The 18,119-nt window shown below is 69.5% G+C and carries 18 protein-coding genes and 2 pseudogenes; 7 read left to right on the top strand and 13 right to left on the bottom strand.

Translation table 11 applies throughout. From position 1 onward, the window contains the following. Nucleotides 1-62: 62 nt before the first annotated feature. Nucleotides 63-578, bottom strand: coding sequence for a transposase (locus tag JF597_RS03385; protein WP_293988507.1), 516 nt, complete (start codon nt 576-578; stop codon nt 63-65). Between the two features lie 119 nt (nt 579-697). Between JF597_RS03385 and JF597_RS03390 the strand changes: the two genes are divergently transcribed. The 4 genes from JF597_RS03390 to JF597_RS03405 all read left to right on the top strand — a co-directional run bounded on the left by JF597_RS03390 (nt 698) and on the right by JF597_RS03405 (nt 3,158). Beyond that, nucleotides 698-1,642: a site-specific integrase gene (locus tag JF597_RS03390; RefSeq protein WP_293988510.1), complete on the top strand. Its 945-nt coding sequence runs from the start codon at nt 698-700 to the stop codon at nt 1,640-1,642. Nucleotides 1,643-1,763: 121 nt separating this feature from the next. After that, complete coding sequence (locus tag JF597_RS03395; protein ID WP_293988513.1) at nt 1,764-1,967, top strand: hypothetical protein; 204 nt, start codon at nt 1,764-1,766, stop codon at nt 1,965-1,967. 132 nt (nt 1,968-2,099) lie between these two features. Continuing rightward, a complete protein-coding gene (locus JF597_RS03400) occupies nt 2,100-2,846 on the top strand; it encodes a hypothetical protein (RefSeq protein ID WP_293988515.1) in 747 nt (248 codons plus the stop codon). A gap of 6 nt (nt 2,847-2,852) precedes the next feature. Next, nucleotides 2,853-3,158, top strand: a complete 306-nt coding sequence (locus JF597_RS03405) for a hypothetical protein (protein ID WP_293988517.1) — start codon at nt 2,853-2,855, stop codon at nt 3,156-3,158. Nucleotides 3,159-3,403: 245 nt separating this feature from the next. Here JF597_RS03405 and JF597_RS03410 read toward each other — a convergent pair whose 3' ends face one another. Continuing rightward, nucleotides 3,404-3,754 (bottom strand): hypothetical protein, encoded by a 351-nt coding sequence (locus tag JF597_RS03410; protein WP_293988519.1) that lies wholly within the window; start codon nt 3,752-3,754, stop codon nt 3,404-3,406. 123 nt (nt 3,755-3,877) lie between these two features. Between JF597_RS03410 and JF597_RS03415 the strand changes: the two genes are divergently transcribed. After that, nucleotides 3,878-4,090 carry a hypothetical protein gene (locus JF597_RS03415; protein ID WP_293988521.1) on the top strand — a complete coding sequence of 71 codons (213 nt, stop codon included), beginning with the start codon at nt 3,878-3,880 and terminating at the stop codon, nt 4,088-4,090. A gap of 84 nt (nt 4,091-4,174) precedes the next feature. Next, entirely contained in the window at nt 4,175-4,915 is a 741-nt protein-coding gene (locus JF597_RS03420) for a hypothetical protein (RefSeq protein ID WP_293988522.1), read from the top strand. Here the strand turns inward: JF597_RS03420 and JF597_RS03425 are convergent. Both JF597_RS03425 and JF597_RS03430 read right to left on the bottom strand, forming a co-directional pair. Continuing rightward, the gene (locus JF597_RS03425; protein WP_366916373.1) at nt 4,821-5,201 is read right to left on the bottom strand and encodes a transposase; all 381 of its coding nucleotides are present in this window, start codon (nt 5,199-5,201) and stop codon (nt 4,821-4,823) included. The genes JF597_RS03420 and JF597_RS03425 overlap by 95 nt on opposite strands. Next, on the bottom strand, nt 5,113-5,484 hold the full coding sequence (locus tag JF597_RS03430; protein WP_366916374.1) for a hypothetical protein: 372 nt from the start codon (nt 5,482-5,484) through the stop codon (nt 5,113-5,115). The genes JF597_RS03425 and JF597_RS03430 overlap by 89 nt, the downstream gene beginning before the upstream one ends. 608 nt (nt 5,485-6,092) lie before the next feature. Between JF597_RS03430 and ltrA the strand changes: the two genes are divergently transcribed. After that, entirely contained in the window at nt 6,093-7,235 is a 1,143-nt protein-coding gene (ltrA, locus tag JF597_RS03435; protein ID WP_293988528.1) for a group II intron reverse transcriptase/maturase, read from the top strand. Nucleotides 7,236-7,338: 103 nt separating this feature from the next. Here ltrA and JF597_RS03440 read toward each other — a convergent pair. The 9 genes and pseudogenes from JF597_RS03440 to JF597_RS03480 all read right to left on the bottom strand — a co-directional run. After that, nucleotides 7,339-8,277, bottom strand: a pseudogene (locus JF597_RS03440) (ISAzo13 family transposase); the annotation flags it as partial. Between the two features lie 566 nt (nt 8,278-8,843). After that, nucleotides 8,844-10,553: a nitrite/sulfite reductase gene (locus tag JF597_RS03445; RefSeq protein ID WP_293988530.1), complete on the bottom strand. Its 1,710-nt coding sequence runs from the start codon at nt 10,551-10,553 to the stop codon at nt 8,844-8,846. Further along, nucleotides 10,550-11,863 carry a hypothetical protein gene (locus tag JF597_RS03450; RefSeq protein WP_293988532.1) on the bottom strand — a complete coding sequence of 438 codons (1,314 nt, stop codon included), beginning with the start codon at nt 11,861-11,863 and terminating at the stop codon, nt 10,550-10,552. Before JF597_RS03450 ends, JF597_RS03445 begins: the two co-directional genes overlap by 4 nt. After that, nucleotides 11,860-13,614 carry a hypothetical protein gene (locus tag JF597_RS03455; protein ID WP_293988535.1) on the bottom strand — a complete coding sequence of 585 codons (1,755 nt, stop codon included), beginning with the start codon at nt 13,612-13,614 and terminating at the stop codon, nt 11,860-11,862. Before JF597_RS03455 ends, JF597_RS03450 begins: the two co-directional genes overlap by 4 nt. 43 nt (nt 13,615-13,657) lie before the next feature. After that, on the bottom strand, nt 13,658-14,413 hold the full coding sequence (locus tag JF597_RS03460; RefSeq protein ID WP_293988546.1) for a sirohydrochlorin chelatase: 756 nt from the start codon (nt 14,411-14,413) through the stop codon (nt 13,658-13,660). 193 nt (nt 14,414-14,606) lie between these two features. Further along, nucleotides 14,607-15,500 carry an ABC transporter permease gene (locus JF597_RS03465; protein WP_293988537.1) on the bottom strand — a complete coding sequence of 298 codons (894 nt, stop codon included), beginning with the start codon at nt 15,498-15,500 and terminating at the stop codon, nt 14,607-14,609. Further along, nucleotides 15,487-16,257 (bottom strand): ABC transporter ATP-binding protein, encoded by a 771-nt coding sequence (locus JF597_RS03470; RefSeq protein WP_293988540.1) that lies wholly within the window; start codon nt 16,255-16,257, stop codon nt 15,487-15,489. The genes JF597_RS03465 and JF597_RS03470 overlap by 14 nt, the downstream gene beginning before the upstream one ends. After that, complete coding sequence (locus tag JF597_RS03475) at nt 16,254-17,384, bottom strand: aliphatic sulfonate ABC transporter substrate-binding protein (protein ID WP_293988543.1); 1,131 nt, start codon at nt 17,382-17,384, stop codon at nt 16,254-16,256. The genes JF597_RS03470 and JF597_RS03475 overlap by 4 nt, the downstream gene beginning before the upstream one ends. Then, nucleotides 17,359-18,119: pseudogene (locus JF597_RS03480) on the bottom strand (hypothetical protein); the annotation flags it as partial. The gene JF597_RS03475 and the pseudogene JF597_RS03480, both read right to left, overlap by 26 nt.

An 18,119-nucleotide genomic window follows, 5' to 3' on the forward strand; every position in this document is an offset into this window, starting at 1 on the left:
TGAGCCCGGTCACTGGTTTCCTGACATGCTGTTGTCCCCTTCACCTTTCGGATCCAGGTAAGTCATCCGGCCCAGGAACCTCCTCCCGAGTCCCTCCCGGCTGAGCCGGGGATACAAACAGAGCGCCTCGTGGCGCACAAGAGGCGCTCGACGATCCACCGCTTGGGCAGCACCACGAAGCCGCGCATGTCGTCGCTGCGTTTCACGATCGCCAGGACCAGGGCGAACACGGTGAGGCAGGACTCGATGAGGCTGCCGGTGTAGCCGCTGTCGGCCCGGACCAGCTCCAACTGGATGTGCGCGTCGCTGACTTGCCCCAGCAGCACGTGGGCGGCGCTGCGGTCGCCGACGTCCGCGGCGGTGACCATCACGCCCAGCAGCAGGCCGAGAGTGTCGACCACGACATGCCGCTTGCGCCCGTTGATCAGCTTTCCGCCGTCGAAGCCGCGGCTGTCCGCGCCGACGACAGCGTCCGCCTTGACCGACTGTGAGTCGATCACCCCGGCTGTCGGCTCCACGCCGCGGCCCAGCTTCTCGTGGACCCTGGCGCGCAGCCGGTCGTGGAACTCCTTGACCAACAGGTGGTCGCGCCAGCGGCGGAAGAACGCGTAGACGCGGTTCCTGCAAGTTACGTGGAATCTGGCTCCGCAGGATGCGTCTCGTACCCTGCGCCCTTCCCACGTACTGAGGAGATCTGTTGGGCAGCGCGGTGGTGCTGGAGGAGAGGTGGCCGGTCCTGGGCCGGCATGAGCGGGCGGCTGAATGGCTGCGAGTGTGGACGGATCTGGGGCGGGCCCCACGCACGATCGACGCGTACGTGCGGGGCCTGGCCGAGTACCTGACCGTCTGTGAGCGGGACGGCTTGGATCCGGTCGCCGCGAACCGACTGCAGGTGGCCGCGTTCGTGAAGGACCTGTCCACCCGGCCGAGCCGACGGGGAAGCAATGTGGTCGCGCTGGACTCCAGGGCCGGTCTGGCGAATGCGACGCTGCAGCAGCGACTGGTGCCGGTGCGGTTGTTCTACGACTACCTCATCGAGGAGGGCCTGCGGCAGTCCAATCCGGTGGGCCGAGGCCGCTATACACCAGGCCGCCAGTTCGGGGGCCACCAGCGGGGGCTGGTGCCGCGCTTGACCAAGCTGCCGTGGATCCCGAGCGAACAGCAGTGGCTGGACCTGCTGGACGTCGTGCGGGAGGAGCCTGTGCGCAACCGCGTCATGCTGGCGCTGGCCTACGACGCGGCTCTGCGGCGGGAGGAACTGTGCTCCCTGCGGACCGACGACCTCGACCCTGCCCACCGCACGCTTCGGGTCCGCGTGGAGACGACGAAGACCCGGCGCGAGCGCGTCGTTCCGTACCCGGCGGCGACCGGGGTCCTGCTGTCGGGCTACCTTACGCACCGGGCCAAGATCAGCCGGGCCCGCGGCCCGCTGTTCCTGTCGGAGCCGCGCCGCAACCACGGCCAGCCGCTGACTCTTTGGACCTGGTCCAAGGTGGTCCGACGCGTCGCTCTCGCTGCTGACCTGCCGCGCTTCTCGACGCACACCACGCGGCACCTGTGCTTGACCGACCTGGCGAGGATGGGCTGGGAACTGCATGTGATCGCCACGTTCGCCGGCACCGCAGCACCGAGTCGACGCTGACCTACATCCGCCTGTTCGGCCGGGACCTGGCGGAGAAGTTGAACCGCGGCATGCAGCAGATCCATTCCTGGCGCGTGGACATGCTCACCCGGGCCGCCCAGACCGATGGGATGGTCGCCCAGTGAGCCCCCAGCCGATCCCAACGACCGCACCCGCCTCGGAATGGCCGGTCGGCCTCTCCCGCTATGACCGGCGCGGACTGCTCACCGAAGCCGAGGCGGCAGCCCTGCGGGACTTCGGCATTGACCAGGTCCGCCACCACGGCCTGGCCGCAGAACTCGTGTCTCTGCGACCGGCCCGCACGGCCGGTCCGGCCGCTGGCTGATGTCCTTGCCGCCATGCACTGGCCACCGGGCGACCGCCATCAGCGCCGCTATGCACGCGATGCGGCAGGACTCGTGCTCCTCCGGGCGGCGAGCTCCGCCGGGCCTTCTGGGGCTGGTCGGTGCAGGACTGGGTGGACCTGATCAACGCGGACGGCGCCGAGTTTCGGCGCAACTGGGGCGGGCAGATCGGCCCCAACGCGCGGGCGTTCCTAATCGCCTATGCCTACCTGCTCGGCGAGTTCACGGCTTTCAAGCAGCTCGGTCGGTTCATGCGGCCGAGCCTGGCCCGTCGGGTGTTCGGGGCCGGGCCCGTGGACGTGGCTGTCGAGCAGGTCTGCACGGTGTTGGCCGGCTGGGGGTATCGCCGCGATGCCCACAAGCTGGAGGCGGTGGTCTGCCAGGTGTTGCTCTTGAACCGCAGCCCGCGGTTGGAGGACCTGTCCACCGGTGCTCTGGGCGAACTACGTGAGAGCCCGGCGATGGGCGGGCAGTGGGTCAAGGACCTGCACGGCGTCCACCGGGTGGTCGCGTCGCTTGGCCACGTGGACCCGCCCAGGCTCGGCCCTGAGGCCGGTCCGGTGGCGATGGAGGGAGTGGCGAGCGGAAGGGCGGGCTGGGTCGAGCGATGGTACGCGACCTCGACGCTGATCTCGAAGATCCGCAGGAGCTACCGCAGCGTGCTCGCGAAGATGGGACGCTGGCTGGCCGCCGATCACCCCGAGGTCAACGAGCCAAGCCAGTGGACCCGCCAGGCCTGCGCGTCCTGGGTGACGGCGGTGGACCGGATGGCGGTCGGCGACTTCTCCCAGTGGACCGACGGCATGCGCTCTCAGGGCCGCCTGGGCAAACCGCTCACCGCGCAGTCGAAGTCCGGCTAACTCAAGGTGCCCCGCGCGTTCTTCCGCGACCTGCACGAATGGGAGTGGACCCCGCGGCGCTTCGACCCTGCCCAGGCCCTGCGGACCCCACGAAGCGTCATCGCGTTGATGGGGCCGGACCCGCGGGTGATCGCCGACGATATCTGGGCGAAGCTGCTGTGGGCCGGCCTCAACGTCGACCCCGGTGACCTGCCGACCTCGGACAGCCGCACCTACCCGGTCGAGCTGATCCGCGCCATCACCTTGGCCTGGCTCTTCGCCGGCCAGCGCAGTGACGAGATTGCCCGGCTGCGGGTGGGCTGCATCCGCTGACAGTACGACGGCCTGCCCACCCCCGGCGACTCGGGCGAAGTCCTTGCGCGCGACGCGGTCTGCCTGCTGGACGTCCCCACCCACAAGACCGGCACCGCCTTCACCAAGCCCGTCGACCCGCTCCTGGGCAAGGCCATCGAGGCATGGCAGGCCGTCAGAGCGGCCCAACCGCAAATGCTCGACCACGAGACCGGTGAGTTGACCGACTTCCTGTTCGCCCACCGCGCCCGCCGGGTCGCCAAGCACTACATCAACACGGCGATCATCCCGATGCTCTGCCGGAAGGCCGGCGTTCCCACGGCCGACGTCCGCGGAAACATCACCAGCCATCGGGCCCGGTCCACGATCGCCAGCCAGCTCCACAGCGCCAAGGAGCCCATGACATTGTTCGAGCTGCAGGATGGCTCGGCCACCGCACGCCGGAAGCGACGGCCCACTACGCGAAGATCACCCCGAACACGCTGGCCAGGGCCTACAACGAGGCCGGCTACTTCGCTCGCAAGGTCCGCACCATCGAGGTCCTTGTCGACCGCGACGCGGTCACATCCGGCGCCGCCGCCGGCGGCGAACCCTGGCAGTACTATGGCCTGGGCCACGGCCGGTGCACCTACAGCTTCTTCGAACAGTGCCAGCACCGGATGGCCTGCGCACGCTGCGACTTCTACACTCCGAAGAACTCCAGCCGGGGCCAACTGCTCGAGGCGAAGGAGAACCTCCAGATGATGCTGGCCAACATCCCCCTCACCGACGATGAACGCGCCGCGGTCGACGACGGCCAGGCCGCCCTCGGCCAGCTTCTGGAACGACTCACCGACGTCCCTGCCCCAGCCGGACCGACACCACGTCAGATCGGCACCCCGGCCACCGCAACCCTCCTGCCGATCGTCGACGTGACGCGCCGACCGCGACAGTGCGCTCCGGGAAAGCCGTGACCAGGCAGGTATCCGGGGATCGCCTCAACCCGATACCGTGAGAATCTACGGATCCATACCCTGTCATGGCAAAAGAAGTGCCGGATGCACATCCTGGAAGACCCAACCGGTCTTTCCGCCCGTGCCATGAGTCTGCTTGAACGAACCGGTCGGCGCGAACCTCCGCAGGAACCCCGACTCTCCACAGAGTTCCTGCCGATTCGGGACCGTTTTGGCCAGTTGACTCCCACGCCGATGATGCTCGTCATCCGCCGGGAGGGATCCGAGCAGAGATACGGCGGGCTCCGCTACCAGGTGCGAAGCAGTTACACCGTCCAGGGCGAACGCCACGACGTGCTCCCCGACTGGCACTACGACCTGGGCCAGGGCCTGTGGTCCGGCTCTGCCCACGGCTGGTACTTCGATTGGTTGGGAGAACGCGTCTCCTCCCCAGCGCGCTATCTGGTGCACACAGACGGACGGGTCGGAGTGGACGACGGAGGCGGCACGTTCCTCGAAATCGCCCCGTCCCTCCCGGCACTCATCGAATCCCACGCCCTCACCGACACGGTCTCGACCTGGGACCGCGTCACCGCCGAGGTTGACGGCTTCGCACTCGCCGAGCAACTCGACGGCCTCACCGACGTCCCCGAAGCCTCAGGCTGCACCATCCGGTGGCGGCTGTCCGACAACGTCGCAGTCGAGGAGTTCAGGAACTGGAGCAGCGAGGAACCGCGTCGTTGGCGCGCATTCATCTGGAGCCGAGGCCACGCTGGCCGACGCCAAGTGGAAGATGCTGCTGCCCTAGCGGCGGCGATGCAGCAGACGACCGCAGGCACCGGATGAGGACCGCCGCTTGACAAAGCTGATTCCACAGAAACGGCGGGAAGTCGACGGGCATCGCCCGCCACTTGATGCCATTGTCGACGAGGGAGCGGATCGCATCGAGTATCGCCCGGTGGCAGTACGCCTCCGGCTGCCCTCCCCGGCCCGGCAGCCAGGCCGGCACCGGCAGCAGCGGCCGGACCGCGGCCCACTCCGCGTCAGGCCGGCTTTGGCGGAGCCCGCGGCGCTGGGATGGCGGGGCACGACTGGGGGTGCACGGCATAGTTCCAGTCGCCGTGGAAGGCATGTCGGGTCAGTGGCAGGGCCGCCATCTCCGCGTCGCCGATCTGGACTCCGGTGGGGTAGGTGTTGGTGTCCAGCTCGGCCGTGACGCGCAGTCCGGTGCGGGTGGTGGTCGCGGCGATGGACTGGACGATGACTTCGTGGCTGGTCAGCGGGCGGCCGCGCCAGTTCATGGTGATGTGCGAGAAGAGCCGATGCTCGATCTTGTTCCAGTGTGTCCTGAATGCAGAGGGGAATTCGATGTAGGACGAGTTTCTTGAAGCAGTGCTGCGTGACCGATGAAGGATTGGCCCTTCGAAGTCGCCCTGCGGGGGGAGGCTTCAAACCGCCTCATGCTGCGTTAGCCGAAGACTGTCGTGGTGAGCGATGAGGAAAAGGCGTCCAAGAGGCGTCAGGTGGGGATCAGGGAGACGAACGCAAGTGAATCGTTGTTGACGTGTCGAAAAGATTCCGACGACATCAAAACCGGGAAGCTTGGAACCGTCCCAGGATAAGCCTGGCGGGAGCCCGCCGACTGGCCAGGTGGTGTCCGGCATGGAGACGACGTGAACCTGATCTGCCGCGGTCATGCGGAACAGGAGAAGGCGCGTGCCGATACAGCCCGTCCTGGTAGGGGCGGGCGAGAGGGAGCACCCCGAGCGGTTGTGCCGTGGAGGGGCCGAGTACCGATGCGGGACGCGCCGGCGGACCGGCTCGTAGTAGTGCAGAAGCCCCTGTAACGGGGGTGGAGCGAAGGGGCCGCGTCGTTCGTGACTGAGTTGATCGCATCAACCGGACAGTGTCCGGGAGGAGTTCGGTGGACCAGTTGAAGTCGCAGGCCAAGCCGTTTGATATCTCAAAGTGGGAAGTCAAGGAAGCATAGGAGGAAGTGAGGGCTAACAAGGGTGCACCGGGTGTGGACGGGCAGAGCATCGACGACTTCGAGAAGGACCTCTGGAACCGGATGTCGTCGGGCTCATACTTTCCTCCACCGGTGCGTTCGGTGGCCATTCCCAAGCCGCATGACGGCGGCGAGAGAATCCTCGGGATTCCTGCCGTCGCTGATCGCGTGGCTCAAACCGTCGTAGCCCGGCACTTGGTGCGACGGGTGGATCCTATTTTCCATCCGGACAGCTTCGGATACCGGCCCGGACGGTCCGCCTTGGACGCCGTGGAGAAGTATCGGGAACGCAGCTGGAAACGGGACTGGGTCGTCGAGTTCGACATCTCCCAGTTCTTCGACAGTGTGCCCTGGGACCTCCTGGTCAAGGCGGTGGAAGCGCACACCGACGCCGTTTGGGTGAAGTTGTATGTGCGGCGGTGGCTTGCTGCCCCGCTCAAGATGCCCGACGGCACCCTGCTGGAACGGGAGTGCGGGACGCCGCAAGGTGCTCCGGGTTCTCCCGTTTTGGCGAACCTGTTCCTGCACTACGCGTTCGACGTCTGGATGGCGGGGGAGTTCCCTGCTGTCTCGTTCGAACGCTATGCAGATGATGCGGTGGTGCACTGCATCACCGAGCGCCAGGCCCGTCAGGTGCTGGCCGCGCTCTCGGACAGGATGGCCGAGGTCGGGCTGCGTCTGCACCCGGCCAAGACCCGGATCGTGTACTGCCAGGACGGGTTGCGGCGTGGCTCGTATGAGCACACGTCTTTCACGTTTCTGGGGTTCACGTTCCAGCAGCGCCAAATGCGGGACAAGAACGGCCGCGTCAGATGGTCGTTCCGCCCCGCGGTCAGCAGAGACGCTCTCAAACGACTCGGCGAGGAGGTCCGCTCCTGGCGGCTCCACCGGCGGGTCAACCTCACCGTGGAAGAACTCGCGCAGCGGATCAATCCGATCGTCGCGGGCTGGATGCAGTACTACGGCCGGTTCTACCGATCGGCCCTGTATCCACTCCTGATGCGCATCAACGCCTACCTGGTGCGCTGGCTCCGCAACAAGTACAGACGGTTTCGCGCGATGAGGAAGGCCATCGCGGCCTTCCAGCGGGCAGCCAAGCGCCGCCCGGGGATGTTCGCGCAGTGGAGGTGGACCAGCTCCCCCTCCCTGGCCTGGTGATCAGGACGACAAGAGCCGTATGACGAGAGATCATCACGTACGGATCTGTGGGAGCCGGAGGGTGTGACTCCCTCCGGCTACCCGACCTTCGATGTGCCTGGCGCAGGTGGCAAACGGTGATCGTCAGTCCTGTTTCGGCGGCGAGCCGGGCGAGTTCGAGCTTCCAGGCCCGGGTCCGGTAGCCGTTTGAGCCGCCCGCGTCGGCGGTGATGAGCAGTCGTGTCGCCTGCGGGTAGGCGGCCCGGCCCTGGCCGGACCACCAGCGGCGGATCGATTCCACTGCGAACGCGGCGGTGTCGTGATCGGTGCCCACGTTGACCCAGCCGGTGCCCGCCGCGAGATCGTAGATCCCGTACGGGACGGCCTTGCCCAGCTGCGGGTCGGCGAAGTCATGGACGTTCACCGGCACCGGGTCAGCGGCGGGCCGCCACTGGCGTCCGTTGTTCTTGAACTCGCCGACGAGCTCCTTCTTCTTGGTGTCCACGCTGATCACCGGCTGGCCGGTGTCCCAGTGATCGCGGGCCTGCTCGTTGAGATAACGGAACTGGGCATCCCGGTCCGGATGCTGGCTGCCCTCGATGGTCTTGGCGTTGGCCTGCAGACTGAAGCCTTCCTCCCGCAGCAGGTCCGCGACGGTGTCCGCACTGACTTTGTGCCCGGTCCGAGCCAGCTCCCGCGCTAACGTGCGGGTCGACTTCACCGTCCACCGCAGCGGTGACATGGGATCACCGCGCTCGTCCGGCTCGACCAGCGCCAGCAGCGCCGGCCGCAGCCCCGCATCGAGATCTGCGACCCTCTTGCGGCCTCCGCCTGGCCGCCGCACCCGCCCCAGAGGCTCCTCACCGGTCTCCAGCTCGAACACGCCCTTGCGGACCGTGGTCTCACTCACCGAGGCCGCCCGCGCGACGGACCGAACACCACCGTGTCCCAGGACACGGGCCTCTGCGGCCATCAACAGCCGTCGCTGACGCTCATCCAGATGCGGGAACAACACTGAGAACTTCATGGCGAGTTGGGTACGGATCTCGTCCGGGATGCGCATACCACACCAACGAGCCTTGGGACGGGAAGCAACACCTTGATGATCTGCAAGCCCTTAGCCATCACCACCCACCGCTACCACCGACTACGGGCCCGAGTCCGCGGGTAGACCGCACGAGGCCAATGGCAACGTTGGCCCTGGGTGGACGGCCGTTTCTCCGGCTGCCGCGAGGCGACCGGGCGACAGAACCCGGCGTACAGTCCGACCCGCCTGCCGCTACCTGCTGTTTTGCCTGGAAAAGGGCCTCTGATCTGCGACGGAGGCCCTTTCTGGTCTTTCCATGGCCTGCCGTGTCAGAGAGCGGAAAGTCCCTCGGAAGTCCCCCGGACAGAACTGAAAGCCCCTGAGACGTCCCTGGGGCAGAGGGGCGGGTGACGCCTCTGAGCGTGGCTGCGCAGTCGGTGCGCAAGGCCGAGTCCGTCCGGGCCGACGAACGGTCCCGGACCGCGCGGAAGGCTGAGCCGCGGCCTGGCACGACCAGAGGTGAGGACGCCAGGAGAAGCGGCGTTGCCCCGGTCCGGATCTCCGCGAAGTCCGGGCCGGAGCCGATCGGTCTGGCGGCCCTGTCACGCCGCAGAAGCATCCGCATTCGGCTGCAGCAGTGTCTCGTCCGCGCGTGTCACCCACTCGGCGAAGCTCTCCGCCGGGCCCCTGCGCCCGGCGAGATAGTTCCGGGCCAGTCGTTCGACGTAGTCGGGGAGTTCGGCTGCCGGGGTGCGTAGCCCCCTCAGCTTGCGGCCGAAGCCGCCTGCCCCGCCCGCGGCGAGCGTCAGGCCGCCGCCGAGATGGATCTGGAAACCCTCCACCTGCCGACCCTCGGCGTCGGTCACCAACTGGCCCTTGAGGCCGATGTCGGCGACCTGGGTGCGCGCACAGGCGTTCGGACAGCCGTTCAGATTGATGGTCAACGACACGGACTGGTCCCGCAGCCGCCGCTCCAGCTCCGCCACCAGCTCCGCCGCCCGCTGCTTGGTCTCGACGATCGCGAGTTTGCAGTACTCGATGCCGGTGCACGCCATCGTGGCGCGCCGCCAGGGCAAGGGCCGGGCGTCCAGCCCCAGGTTCGCCAGCTCCCGGACCAGGGGCTCGGGATCCGTCACATCGAGCACCAGCAGCTTCTGATACGGCGTCAATCGGATCCGCCCCGTCCCGTGGGTCCGCGCGAGGTCCGCCAGCGCGGCCAGCCGGGTCCCCGAGAGCCGACCGACCACCGGTGCCGCGCCCACGTAGAACTGCCCGTTCTTCTGGCGGTGCACCCCGATGTGGTCCACCGGCGAGTCCGGGAGCCGTGGCGCCGGACCGTCGACGAGCGGCCGGCCCAGGTACTCCTCCTCCAGCACGGCCCGGAACCGCCGCACACCCCAGTCGGCGACCAGGAACTTCAGCCGCGCCCGGTTGCGGAGCCTGCGATAGCCGTAGTCCCTGAACAGCCCGGCCACCGCCGCCCAGACCTCGGGCACCTGTGCCAACGGAACCCAGCAGCCGACCCGTTCGGCCAGCCGGGGCGCCGTCGACAGTCCGCCGCCCACCCACAGGTCGAAGCCGGGGCCGTGCTGCGGATGCTCGACCCCGAGGAACGAGATGTCGTTCACCTCGTACGGGACATCGGGCAGCCAGGACACCGCCGACTTGAACTTGCGGGGCAGGTTCGCGAGGGCCGGGTCACCGACGTACCGGGACACGATCTCGTCGATCACCGGGGTGGGATCCAGCACCTCGTCCGCCGACACGCCCGCCACGGGGCTGCCCAGGATCACCCGGGGGCAGTCGCCGCAGGCCTCCGTGGTGGACAGCCCGACGGCCTCCAGGCGCTCCCAGATCGTCGGCACGTCCTCGATGCGGATCCAGTGCAGCTGGATGTTCTGCCGGTCGGTGATGTCGGCCGTGTCGCGCGCGAAGCTCGTCGAGATGTCGGCGACGGCCCGCAACTGCCGGGCGCCGAGGCGGCCCCCGTCACTGCGGATCCGGAGCATGAAGTACTCGTCGTCGAGTTCCGCGGGGGTCAGCACACCGGTGCGTCCGCCGTCGATGCCCGGCCTGCGCTGGGTGTAGAGCCCCCACCACCGCAGCCGGCCGCGCAGGTCGTCGGGTTCTATCGAGGCGAACCCCTTGTGGGCGTAGACCCGTTCGACCCGCTCGCGGACCCGCAACGGGTCCTCCAGCTGTTTGAACCGCTCGTTGTCGTTGAGGGGGGTCCGGCCGCCGACGGCCCACTGGCCCTCGTCGCGCCGTGCGGCGGGCCGCGCGGACTGCCTGCCGCCGGGTGTGGTGGTCATTCGGTGCCTCTCCTGTCGGGTGGAAGCGGATGACGTCGGCCCGGTGCCGGGCCCGGCTTCGACCGGTCGAGGTGCTGCGTAACCGGGATGATCATCCCGTCCGGGAACCAGTCCGTGGCACTGGAGTGGTCATGGCCGGAACCGGCGACCGTGCCCGGGATCTGGGCCGTCGCCGCCGCGTACAGAAGCACCGGGGCGGTGTCCGCGGAGTGCCGCGCCTCCTGCCAGGCCGCGTAGCCCGCAGCGGTGGGCTCCTCGCCGGGGAACTGCCTGCTCAGGGCCGACACGTAGCGCATCGGCGCAGGGTCGTGCGGGGCGTACCGCAGGGCGACGAGCTGTCCGGCGGCTGGTGTGAGGAGCGGCGCGTCGAGCAGCCACGGAGCGAGATACGTGCCCTCAGTCGCCACCCGTCCGGAGGCCGCGTCGGTCAGTGAGGTGTACGCCCCGACCCACCCGGCGACCAGCACCAGCGGAAGCCGCCGGGCACCCGGCTCGGTGACGGCCACTCCGGCACGGGCGGCGGCCTGCCGTACGACCGCGGCGGCGGCCCGCCCCCGCGCCGAACCGTCCCCGGCGAGCGCCAGGGTCCGGGCACCGCGTCCGGTGATGTACCGGACGGTCGCGCGCAGCGCGTCGGCGTCCCGGCCGGTCAGCCGGTCGGCCGGACACCTGGCGAGCGGCCGGGACACCCCTGCGGCCAGCGCGCCGAGCGCGGAGCTCGCGCACTCCGGCCCGTCCGGCCCCCGCAGGGCCGACGGTGCGCCGCCGCCCGTCCCCTGCCCGGTGTCGACCGTGAGCGACCCCAGCGAGCCGCCGGCGGAGACCCACAGACTGCTGCGCCCGGCGGGCAGCCGTACCTGTATCCACGTCTGGGCACCGCCGGCCGCTTTCCGGCCCGCCGTGAGCCGGTCGCGGTCGGTGCCCGCGGCGGCCCGGCCCGTGGTGGTGACGGAAACGAGGTTGAGGCCGGGCCGGTTCGGCACGACCAGGACCGGCACATGTGCGGAGCCCAGGTGCAGCGCGTCGTACACCGGGACGCCCGGCGCCGCGACGGCGGACGCGACGGGCGCCGTGGCCGGCAGCATCGCCGACCCGGCGAGGACCGCCCCCGCCACTACAGCGGCGAAGAAGCCCGCCACGACGGAGCGGCGGCGCAGCCACCCCTTGTGCAGCAGTACCAGGCCCACGGCGACCCCGACACCCACCACCAGCGCGCCCACGACCAGGGCCAGGGTCGGGCCCGCGGACTGCCCGGAGAGGCCGTGGCCCTCCTGCGCCACGGCCCCCGCGAGCACGGCGGAACCGTTCACCGCAGCGCCTTGTCACTGACGACGAACAGCAGACCGTGGGCCCGGCCGTTGCCGTAGGAGCCGTGCGGCCAGTTCTGGCGGTTCATGTTCACGCACGCCTGGCCGGTGTTCTCGTCACGGAACGTCGTGTCGAGCGACAGACGGCCCTTGCGGTCCAGGTTGAACATGCAGATCCGGTGGTCGCCGCCACCGCCGAAGGAGCCTGCGATGAAGTAGTTCGAGGTGGCGATGCGGCTGACGGTGTCCGTGTCGCGGTACTGCCCCATGGCGTTCTGCTTGAAAGTGTCCATGGTGCCCCAGTGCGGGCCGCCGTCGGTGGGGTCGTTGATCGGCATGACCCCGGTCAGCGCGGGACAGTCCGGCTCGTCGCCACCGCGGTAGGCCTCGTCCAGCCGGTCGATGCTGCAGGCCGCCTTGTCGCCGTCGGCGAGCAGCTTGCGCACGTCCAGGACGTAGACCATGCCGGTGCTCACGTCCAGCGGCTTGCCGTATGTGGTCGATGAACCCATGACCGTGTGGAACAGGTACCGGTCGTCGGGGCTCATCATCAGCCAGCTGCCGTTGTCGCCGCCGCCGGTCACCGAGCCGTCCGGGTGGAAGGTCCGGTACGCCGTGGTGTCGTCGAAGATCTCCCGCCACTTCGGGTGCTTCGCCATGATGTCGGGCGTGTAGAAGATCGCGCCGCCCGCCATCGTGGAGACGAACGCCCCCCTGTGGTTGCGCTTGTTCGGCAGGGCCGTCTCCATCACCACACGGGACTCGCCGAACGCCTTGTTCCACTCCTGGGAGACCCGAGGGCCGTCGCTCACCTTGCTGATGGAGCGCAGTTTCGGGTTGTTCTCGTCCTTGATGTCGAAGACCCGCACCGTCTGCCGCGCCAGCTTTTCCACACCGTCCGGCAGCGGGGTGCCCGGCTTCGGAATGCTGCGGGTCTCGGTGAAGTCACTGGCCACCATGATGCCGAGGTCCTCGCGGACCGCGACACCGTGCGGATTGGCACAGGTGGCCTTGGGTATCGCCGGGATGTTCGCGCATTGGTTCGGGTCCTCGCCCTGGGCCAGGGCCACCGGGATCTCGGCGAGCGTCTTGCCGGTCTTGTCGAAATGAACGACCTCACCGGGAGAGCCAGCCGCGCCGTTCCCGTCGCGCACCTGTCCGTTGGTGTAGGTGCAGGGGCCCGTCACGTTCGGCCCGCCCACGAACGTCCCGTACGCGGTTTTGTCCTTGAGGACCGTGTAGGCGTCTGGCATGGTGCCGCACGCCGTGTCCTGCGGGTCGTTGACGCCGATGAGCTTCAGCGCGGGTAACGCGTGCGAGTCGAAGACGAAGGTCGTGTCCGACTTGATGCCGCTGGCATAGATCTGGTCGCCCTTGTGCCAGACGTACTGCATGTGGTGCGGCTCGTTGCCGGTACCCGGCCCCATCGTCACGGTGTTGACGATCTCCCCGTAGTGCGCGGACCCGCGAGTCGCGTCGATCACGGCCATGAAGTCCGGTGCCGCCGGGTCGTCCGGGCCCGACCAGGCGAGCAGCCACTCCCGGCCGGGGCCCGAGGCGGCCGGGGTGAGGTGGTTGGTCGCGGTGTAGGTGACGCCGTTGGACGCCACGTAACTGGTGGTGGACATGGTGACGGCGACCGCGTCGGCGGCCTGGCCGGAACCGGTGAGCAGTCCCGTCACCAGCCCCGCCGCCGCGGTGGCCACGACGGCGCGGCGCACCAGTCGCCGTCGGCCCCAAAAGAGATGTCTCATCGTTCCCTGCGCTCCTTCCGCGCCAGGTTATGAACGCGCGTTGTCACTCCTGCGGTGACTCTGGCAGTCGCGGCTGATCGCGGGCTGACATCCGGCTGCCGAGGGCCGACGCATGCCGGTGGCAGACCAGGAGTGCCGTCTCAGGGGTGTCGCCGAGGGCGTCGGCGCACACGTCTACACCGCAGTGCCGGGCGTCGGCCCGCAGCCGGTCGAGCAGCCGCCCGGGGGCCAGGAACAGCGGTGCCAGCGCGACGCGCGGCACGCCGGCCGCCCGCAGGACGCGCGACGCGTCCCGCGGACGGGGCAGTGGTCCGGAGGCGAACGCGGGCCGCACGGAGCACCAACCGGTGCGCCGTAGCTCCCGCGCCACGTGTGCAACCTCCGCGATCGCCTCCGGGTCGGTGGACCCCGCCGAGGCCAGTACGACCCCGGTCGAGGACTTGTCGGCCGGCGTCAACCCGGCCTCGTACAAACGTCGTTCGAGGGCGGACAGCAGCAGCGGGGAGGGGGCGAGGACATCCGCCCGCACCACGCACAGTCCCGGCGGCGCCTGCCGTAGCAGCGCCGGGATGTCGATCCGCGCGTGGAACCCGCGGGTCAGCAGCAGTGGCAGGGCTACGACATCGTGTGCGCCCTCCGCCGCCAGGGACTCCAGCATCGCCGGCACGGACGGGCGGTCGAAGTCCAGGAAGCCGGCCTCCACCCGGAGGTCGGGCCGCCCCGCCCGTACCCGCCGCACCAGGGCATGGACGGTCGCCGCATGCCGTGGGTCCCGACTGCCGTGCGCGACGAGGAGCAGGGGGGCTGCCGGGGTCGTCGGGGCAGCTGGAGCCGTCGAGGCCGCCCGGGCCGCCCGAGCTGTCGGAGCAGCCCGGGCCGACCGGGTGCGTTGAGCAGTGCGGATCGGCGTGCCGTCACCGGCCGGTGCTGTGGGGACGAGCGCTGCCGCTGGGACGGCCGGTGGTGTGCGATGGGCAGGGGCCGGCACGGGGTCAGTCCGTGGCCAGGAGACCGCGGACCCGTCGGATACGGCGCTCCAGCGGGCAGAAGACGATCAGGTCGATGGCGACCCCGATGACGAGGATCAGCAGGATGCCCGCGAAGACGCCCGGCAGGTCGATGCTCTCGCGCGAGTTCTCCAGATAGCGACCCAGTCCCACGCCCAGATCCGGTGACGAGGCGATCAGTTCGGCCGCCATCAGCGAACGCCAGGCGAAGGCCCAGCCCTGTTTGAGCCCGGCCACATAGCCGGGCAGTGCCGCGGGCAGCAGGACGTACCGGATCCCCCGTACCCCGTCCGCCCCGATCACCCGTCCGGCCCGCAGATACAGCGGGGGCACGTGATCGATGCCGGAGACCAGGCCGTTGGCGATGGACGGCACCGCACCCAGCAGGATCACCGCGTACATCGCGGAGTCGGTCAGCCCCAGCCAGATCACCGCCGCGGGCACCCAGGCCACCGACGGCAGCGACTGCAGGCCGGTGAGCAGCGGGCCCACCGCCGCCCGCACCCACGCGACCCGGGCGACCACGAGACCCAGCACGGTGCCCAGCCCGAGCGCGGCCACGAAGCCGGTCAGCCCCCGCGACAGGCTCGTCCAGATGATCCCGAACAGGGTGCCCTGGTACCACAGCGTCCGGAAGCTGTCGGCCACGGCTCCGGGGCTCGGCAGTTCGGCGGGGGACACCAGCCCCAGGACGCAGACCACCTCCCAGACCAGGAGCACCAGGGCAGTCGCCAGCACCGGTGGCAGCGCCTTACGGAGCAGGAACGCCCCGACCGGCGTCCGGTGGGCCCGTATCTCCTCCAACGCGTCCAGGCCCGCTTCCAGACCGGCCAGGGTCTGCGCGTCGGCGGCCACGGACTCGCTCTCAGTGCTGGCCATGACGGCGGATCTCCCTCCGTAGTTCCTCGGTGATCTCGACCGTCAGTGCCGCCACGTCGGGGTCCTCGATACGGCGGGGCTGCGGGATGCCGACCGTCCACTCACGGGCCACCCGCCCGGGACGGGAGGACAGCAGCACGACGCGCTCGGCGAGCCGCACGGCCTCGCGCACGTTGTGGGTCACGAACAGCACCGACACCGCGGTCTCCCGCCAGATCCGGGTCAATTCGCCGTGCAGCACGTCCCGGGTGATCGCGTCCAGCGCCGCGAACGGCTCGTCCATCAGCAGCAGCCGGGTGTCCTGGGCGAGGGCGCGTGCCAGGGCGACGCGCTGGCGCATCCCCCCTGACAGTTCGTGCACCCGCTTGCCGTACGCGCCCTTCAGCCGGACGAGTTCGAGCAGTTCCTCCGCCCGGGACCGGCGCCCGGGCCGGGGATGACCGCCCAGTTTCAGGGTGAGTTCGATGTTCTTGCCCGCCGTCAGCCAGGGGAACAGAGCGTGCTCCTGGAACATCAGCGCGGGACGGCGGCCCGGCACGCTGATGTCGCCCGAGGTCGGCTGGTCGAGCTCCGCGATCAGGTTGAGCAAGGTCGACTTGCCGCACCCGGACGCACCCAGCAGACAGACGAACTCGCCCTGACCGATGTGCAGGTTGATGTCGTGCAGCACGGGCTGGGCGACACCGCGCCGGCCGAAGGACTTGTGTACGGCGGTGAGCCGTACGGCGGTCGCGGAGGGTGCCGTTGCCGTGGTCACCGTGCCTCCTGTCCGATGCCGAGCCCGGCGTCGGACACCGCCGGCCTGCCCAGGTCCCGCAGCACCCGGTCGAGCGGGCGAAGGTCGTAGATACCGTTCAGATCGGGATGTTCGAGCAGCCCTGTACGGACGGCGTGCGCCGCCTCCTCGCGGAGCGTCGCGGCCAAGGGGTCGTCGAGCAGCTCCACCGAGCTCCAGGCTCGGTCGAGCACCGCCCGCGGCAGCGGACGGCCGCCGGCCGAACCGAGGGCACGGTTGACGGCGAGCTTGGCCTCGGCCGGGTGACTTCTTATCCAGGCGTTCGTCCGCACCGAGCCGCGCAGCACCGCCTCCACGACGTCGGCGTGTTCCTTCAGGAACCGCTGGGAGACGACGACCTGGGTGATCACGAACTTCCGCCCGGGCCACAGGTCGGCCTCGTCGAGCAGGACGCTCGCGCCCTCGGAGACCAGTTTGGACGCGGTCGGCTCCGGCACCCAGGCGCCGTCGATGGAACCCGCCTTGTAGGCGTCCGGGGTGATCTTGTTGTCGGTGCGGACCACCGAGACGTCGCCCTTGCCGCTCTGCGCGTCGACCTTCCAGCCCTGGTCCGCGATCCAGTTGAGGAACGCCACGTCCTGCGTGTTGCCCAGCTGCGGCGTCGCGATCCGCTTGGCCTTGACGTCCTCCAGGGACTTGATCTTCTTCGGGTTCACGACGAGTTTCACGCCGCCGGAGGCCGAACCGGAGACGATGCGCAGGCTCTTGCCGCCGGACCTCGTGTAGCCGTTGATCGCCGGGGAGGGGCCGATCCAGCCGATGTCGACGGAACCGGCGTTGAGCGCCTCGATCTCGGTCGGGCCCGCGTCGAAGGCCACGTACTCGGCCTTCGTGCCGCCCAGTTCCTTCTGGAAGAAGCCCTCCTGTTCGCCCGCCAGGGCCGTCATATGGGTGAGGTTCGGGAAGTAGCCGATCCGCACGGTGTCGGCGGAGAGCTTTCGCGAGCCCGGTGCGACAGCAGCCGCGCCGGAGCCCCGCGCCCGCTGCGAGCCGTAACCGCAGGCGGTGGGTGCGAGCAGGGCGAGGGCCACGAGCACCAGACAGGACCGGCGACGGATGTCCCTACGGGGCTGAGGGGTAGCCGACATGGAGGTCCTCCCCTCGGAGCTGGGCCATGCCTGCGGCCAGGGTTGTGCCGTCGTCCGGGGTGATCAGGATGAAGGAGCCGGTGCGGCGTGAGTCGGCGTACGAGTCGAGCGGCAGCGGCTCCGCGGTGCGGACCACGACGCGGCCGATGTCGTTGGCGGTCAACAGGCCTGGTTCGGGCTGCCGGGAGAGGTCGTTCAGGGTCAGCCGCCAGGGGATCTCGGCGACGATCGCCCTGGCGGTCCGGGTGGTGTGCTTGAGCAGCACCTGGTCGCCGACCCGGAGCGGCCGATCCGCCAGATGGCAGACAACGGCCCGGATGTCGCGTGTGAGCACCGGGGCATGCACCCCGGTGGTGATCATGTCGCCGCGGGAGATGTCCCGTTGGTCGGCCAGCCGGATCGCCGTCGACTGGGGTGCGAACGAGGCAGGGGCCTCCTTGCCCAGCAGGTTGATCGCGACGATCCGGGAGGTCTCGCCGGACGGGTGGACGGTGACCCGGTCGCCGACCCGCAAGGTCCCGGCCGCCAACTGGCCCGCGTAGTGCCGGGTTTCGCCCTGCCGGATGACGTACTGCACCGGGAAGCGGACCGGGGCCTGCGCCAGGTCGTGGCTGACCGGGACGCTCTCCAGGTGCTCCAGGACGGTCGGGCCGCCGTACCAGTCCATGTGCGCGGACGGTTCCACGACGTTGTCGCCGACGAGCGCCGAGATCGGGATCGCGGTGACCTCCGGGA

This window comes from Streptomyces sp., assembly GCF_019510245.1.
Taxonomy (GTDB): domain Bacteria; phylum Actinomycetota; class Actinomycetes; order Streptomycetales; family Streptomycetaceae; genus Streptomyces.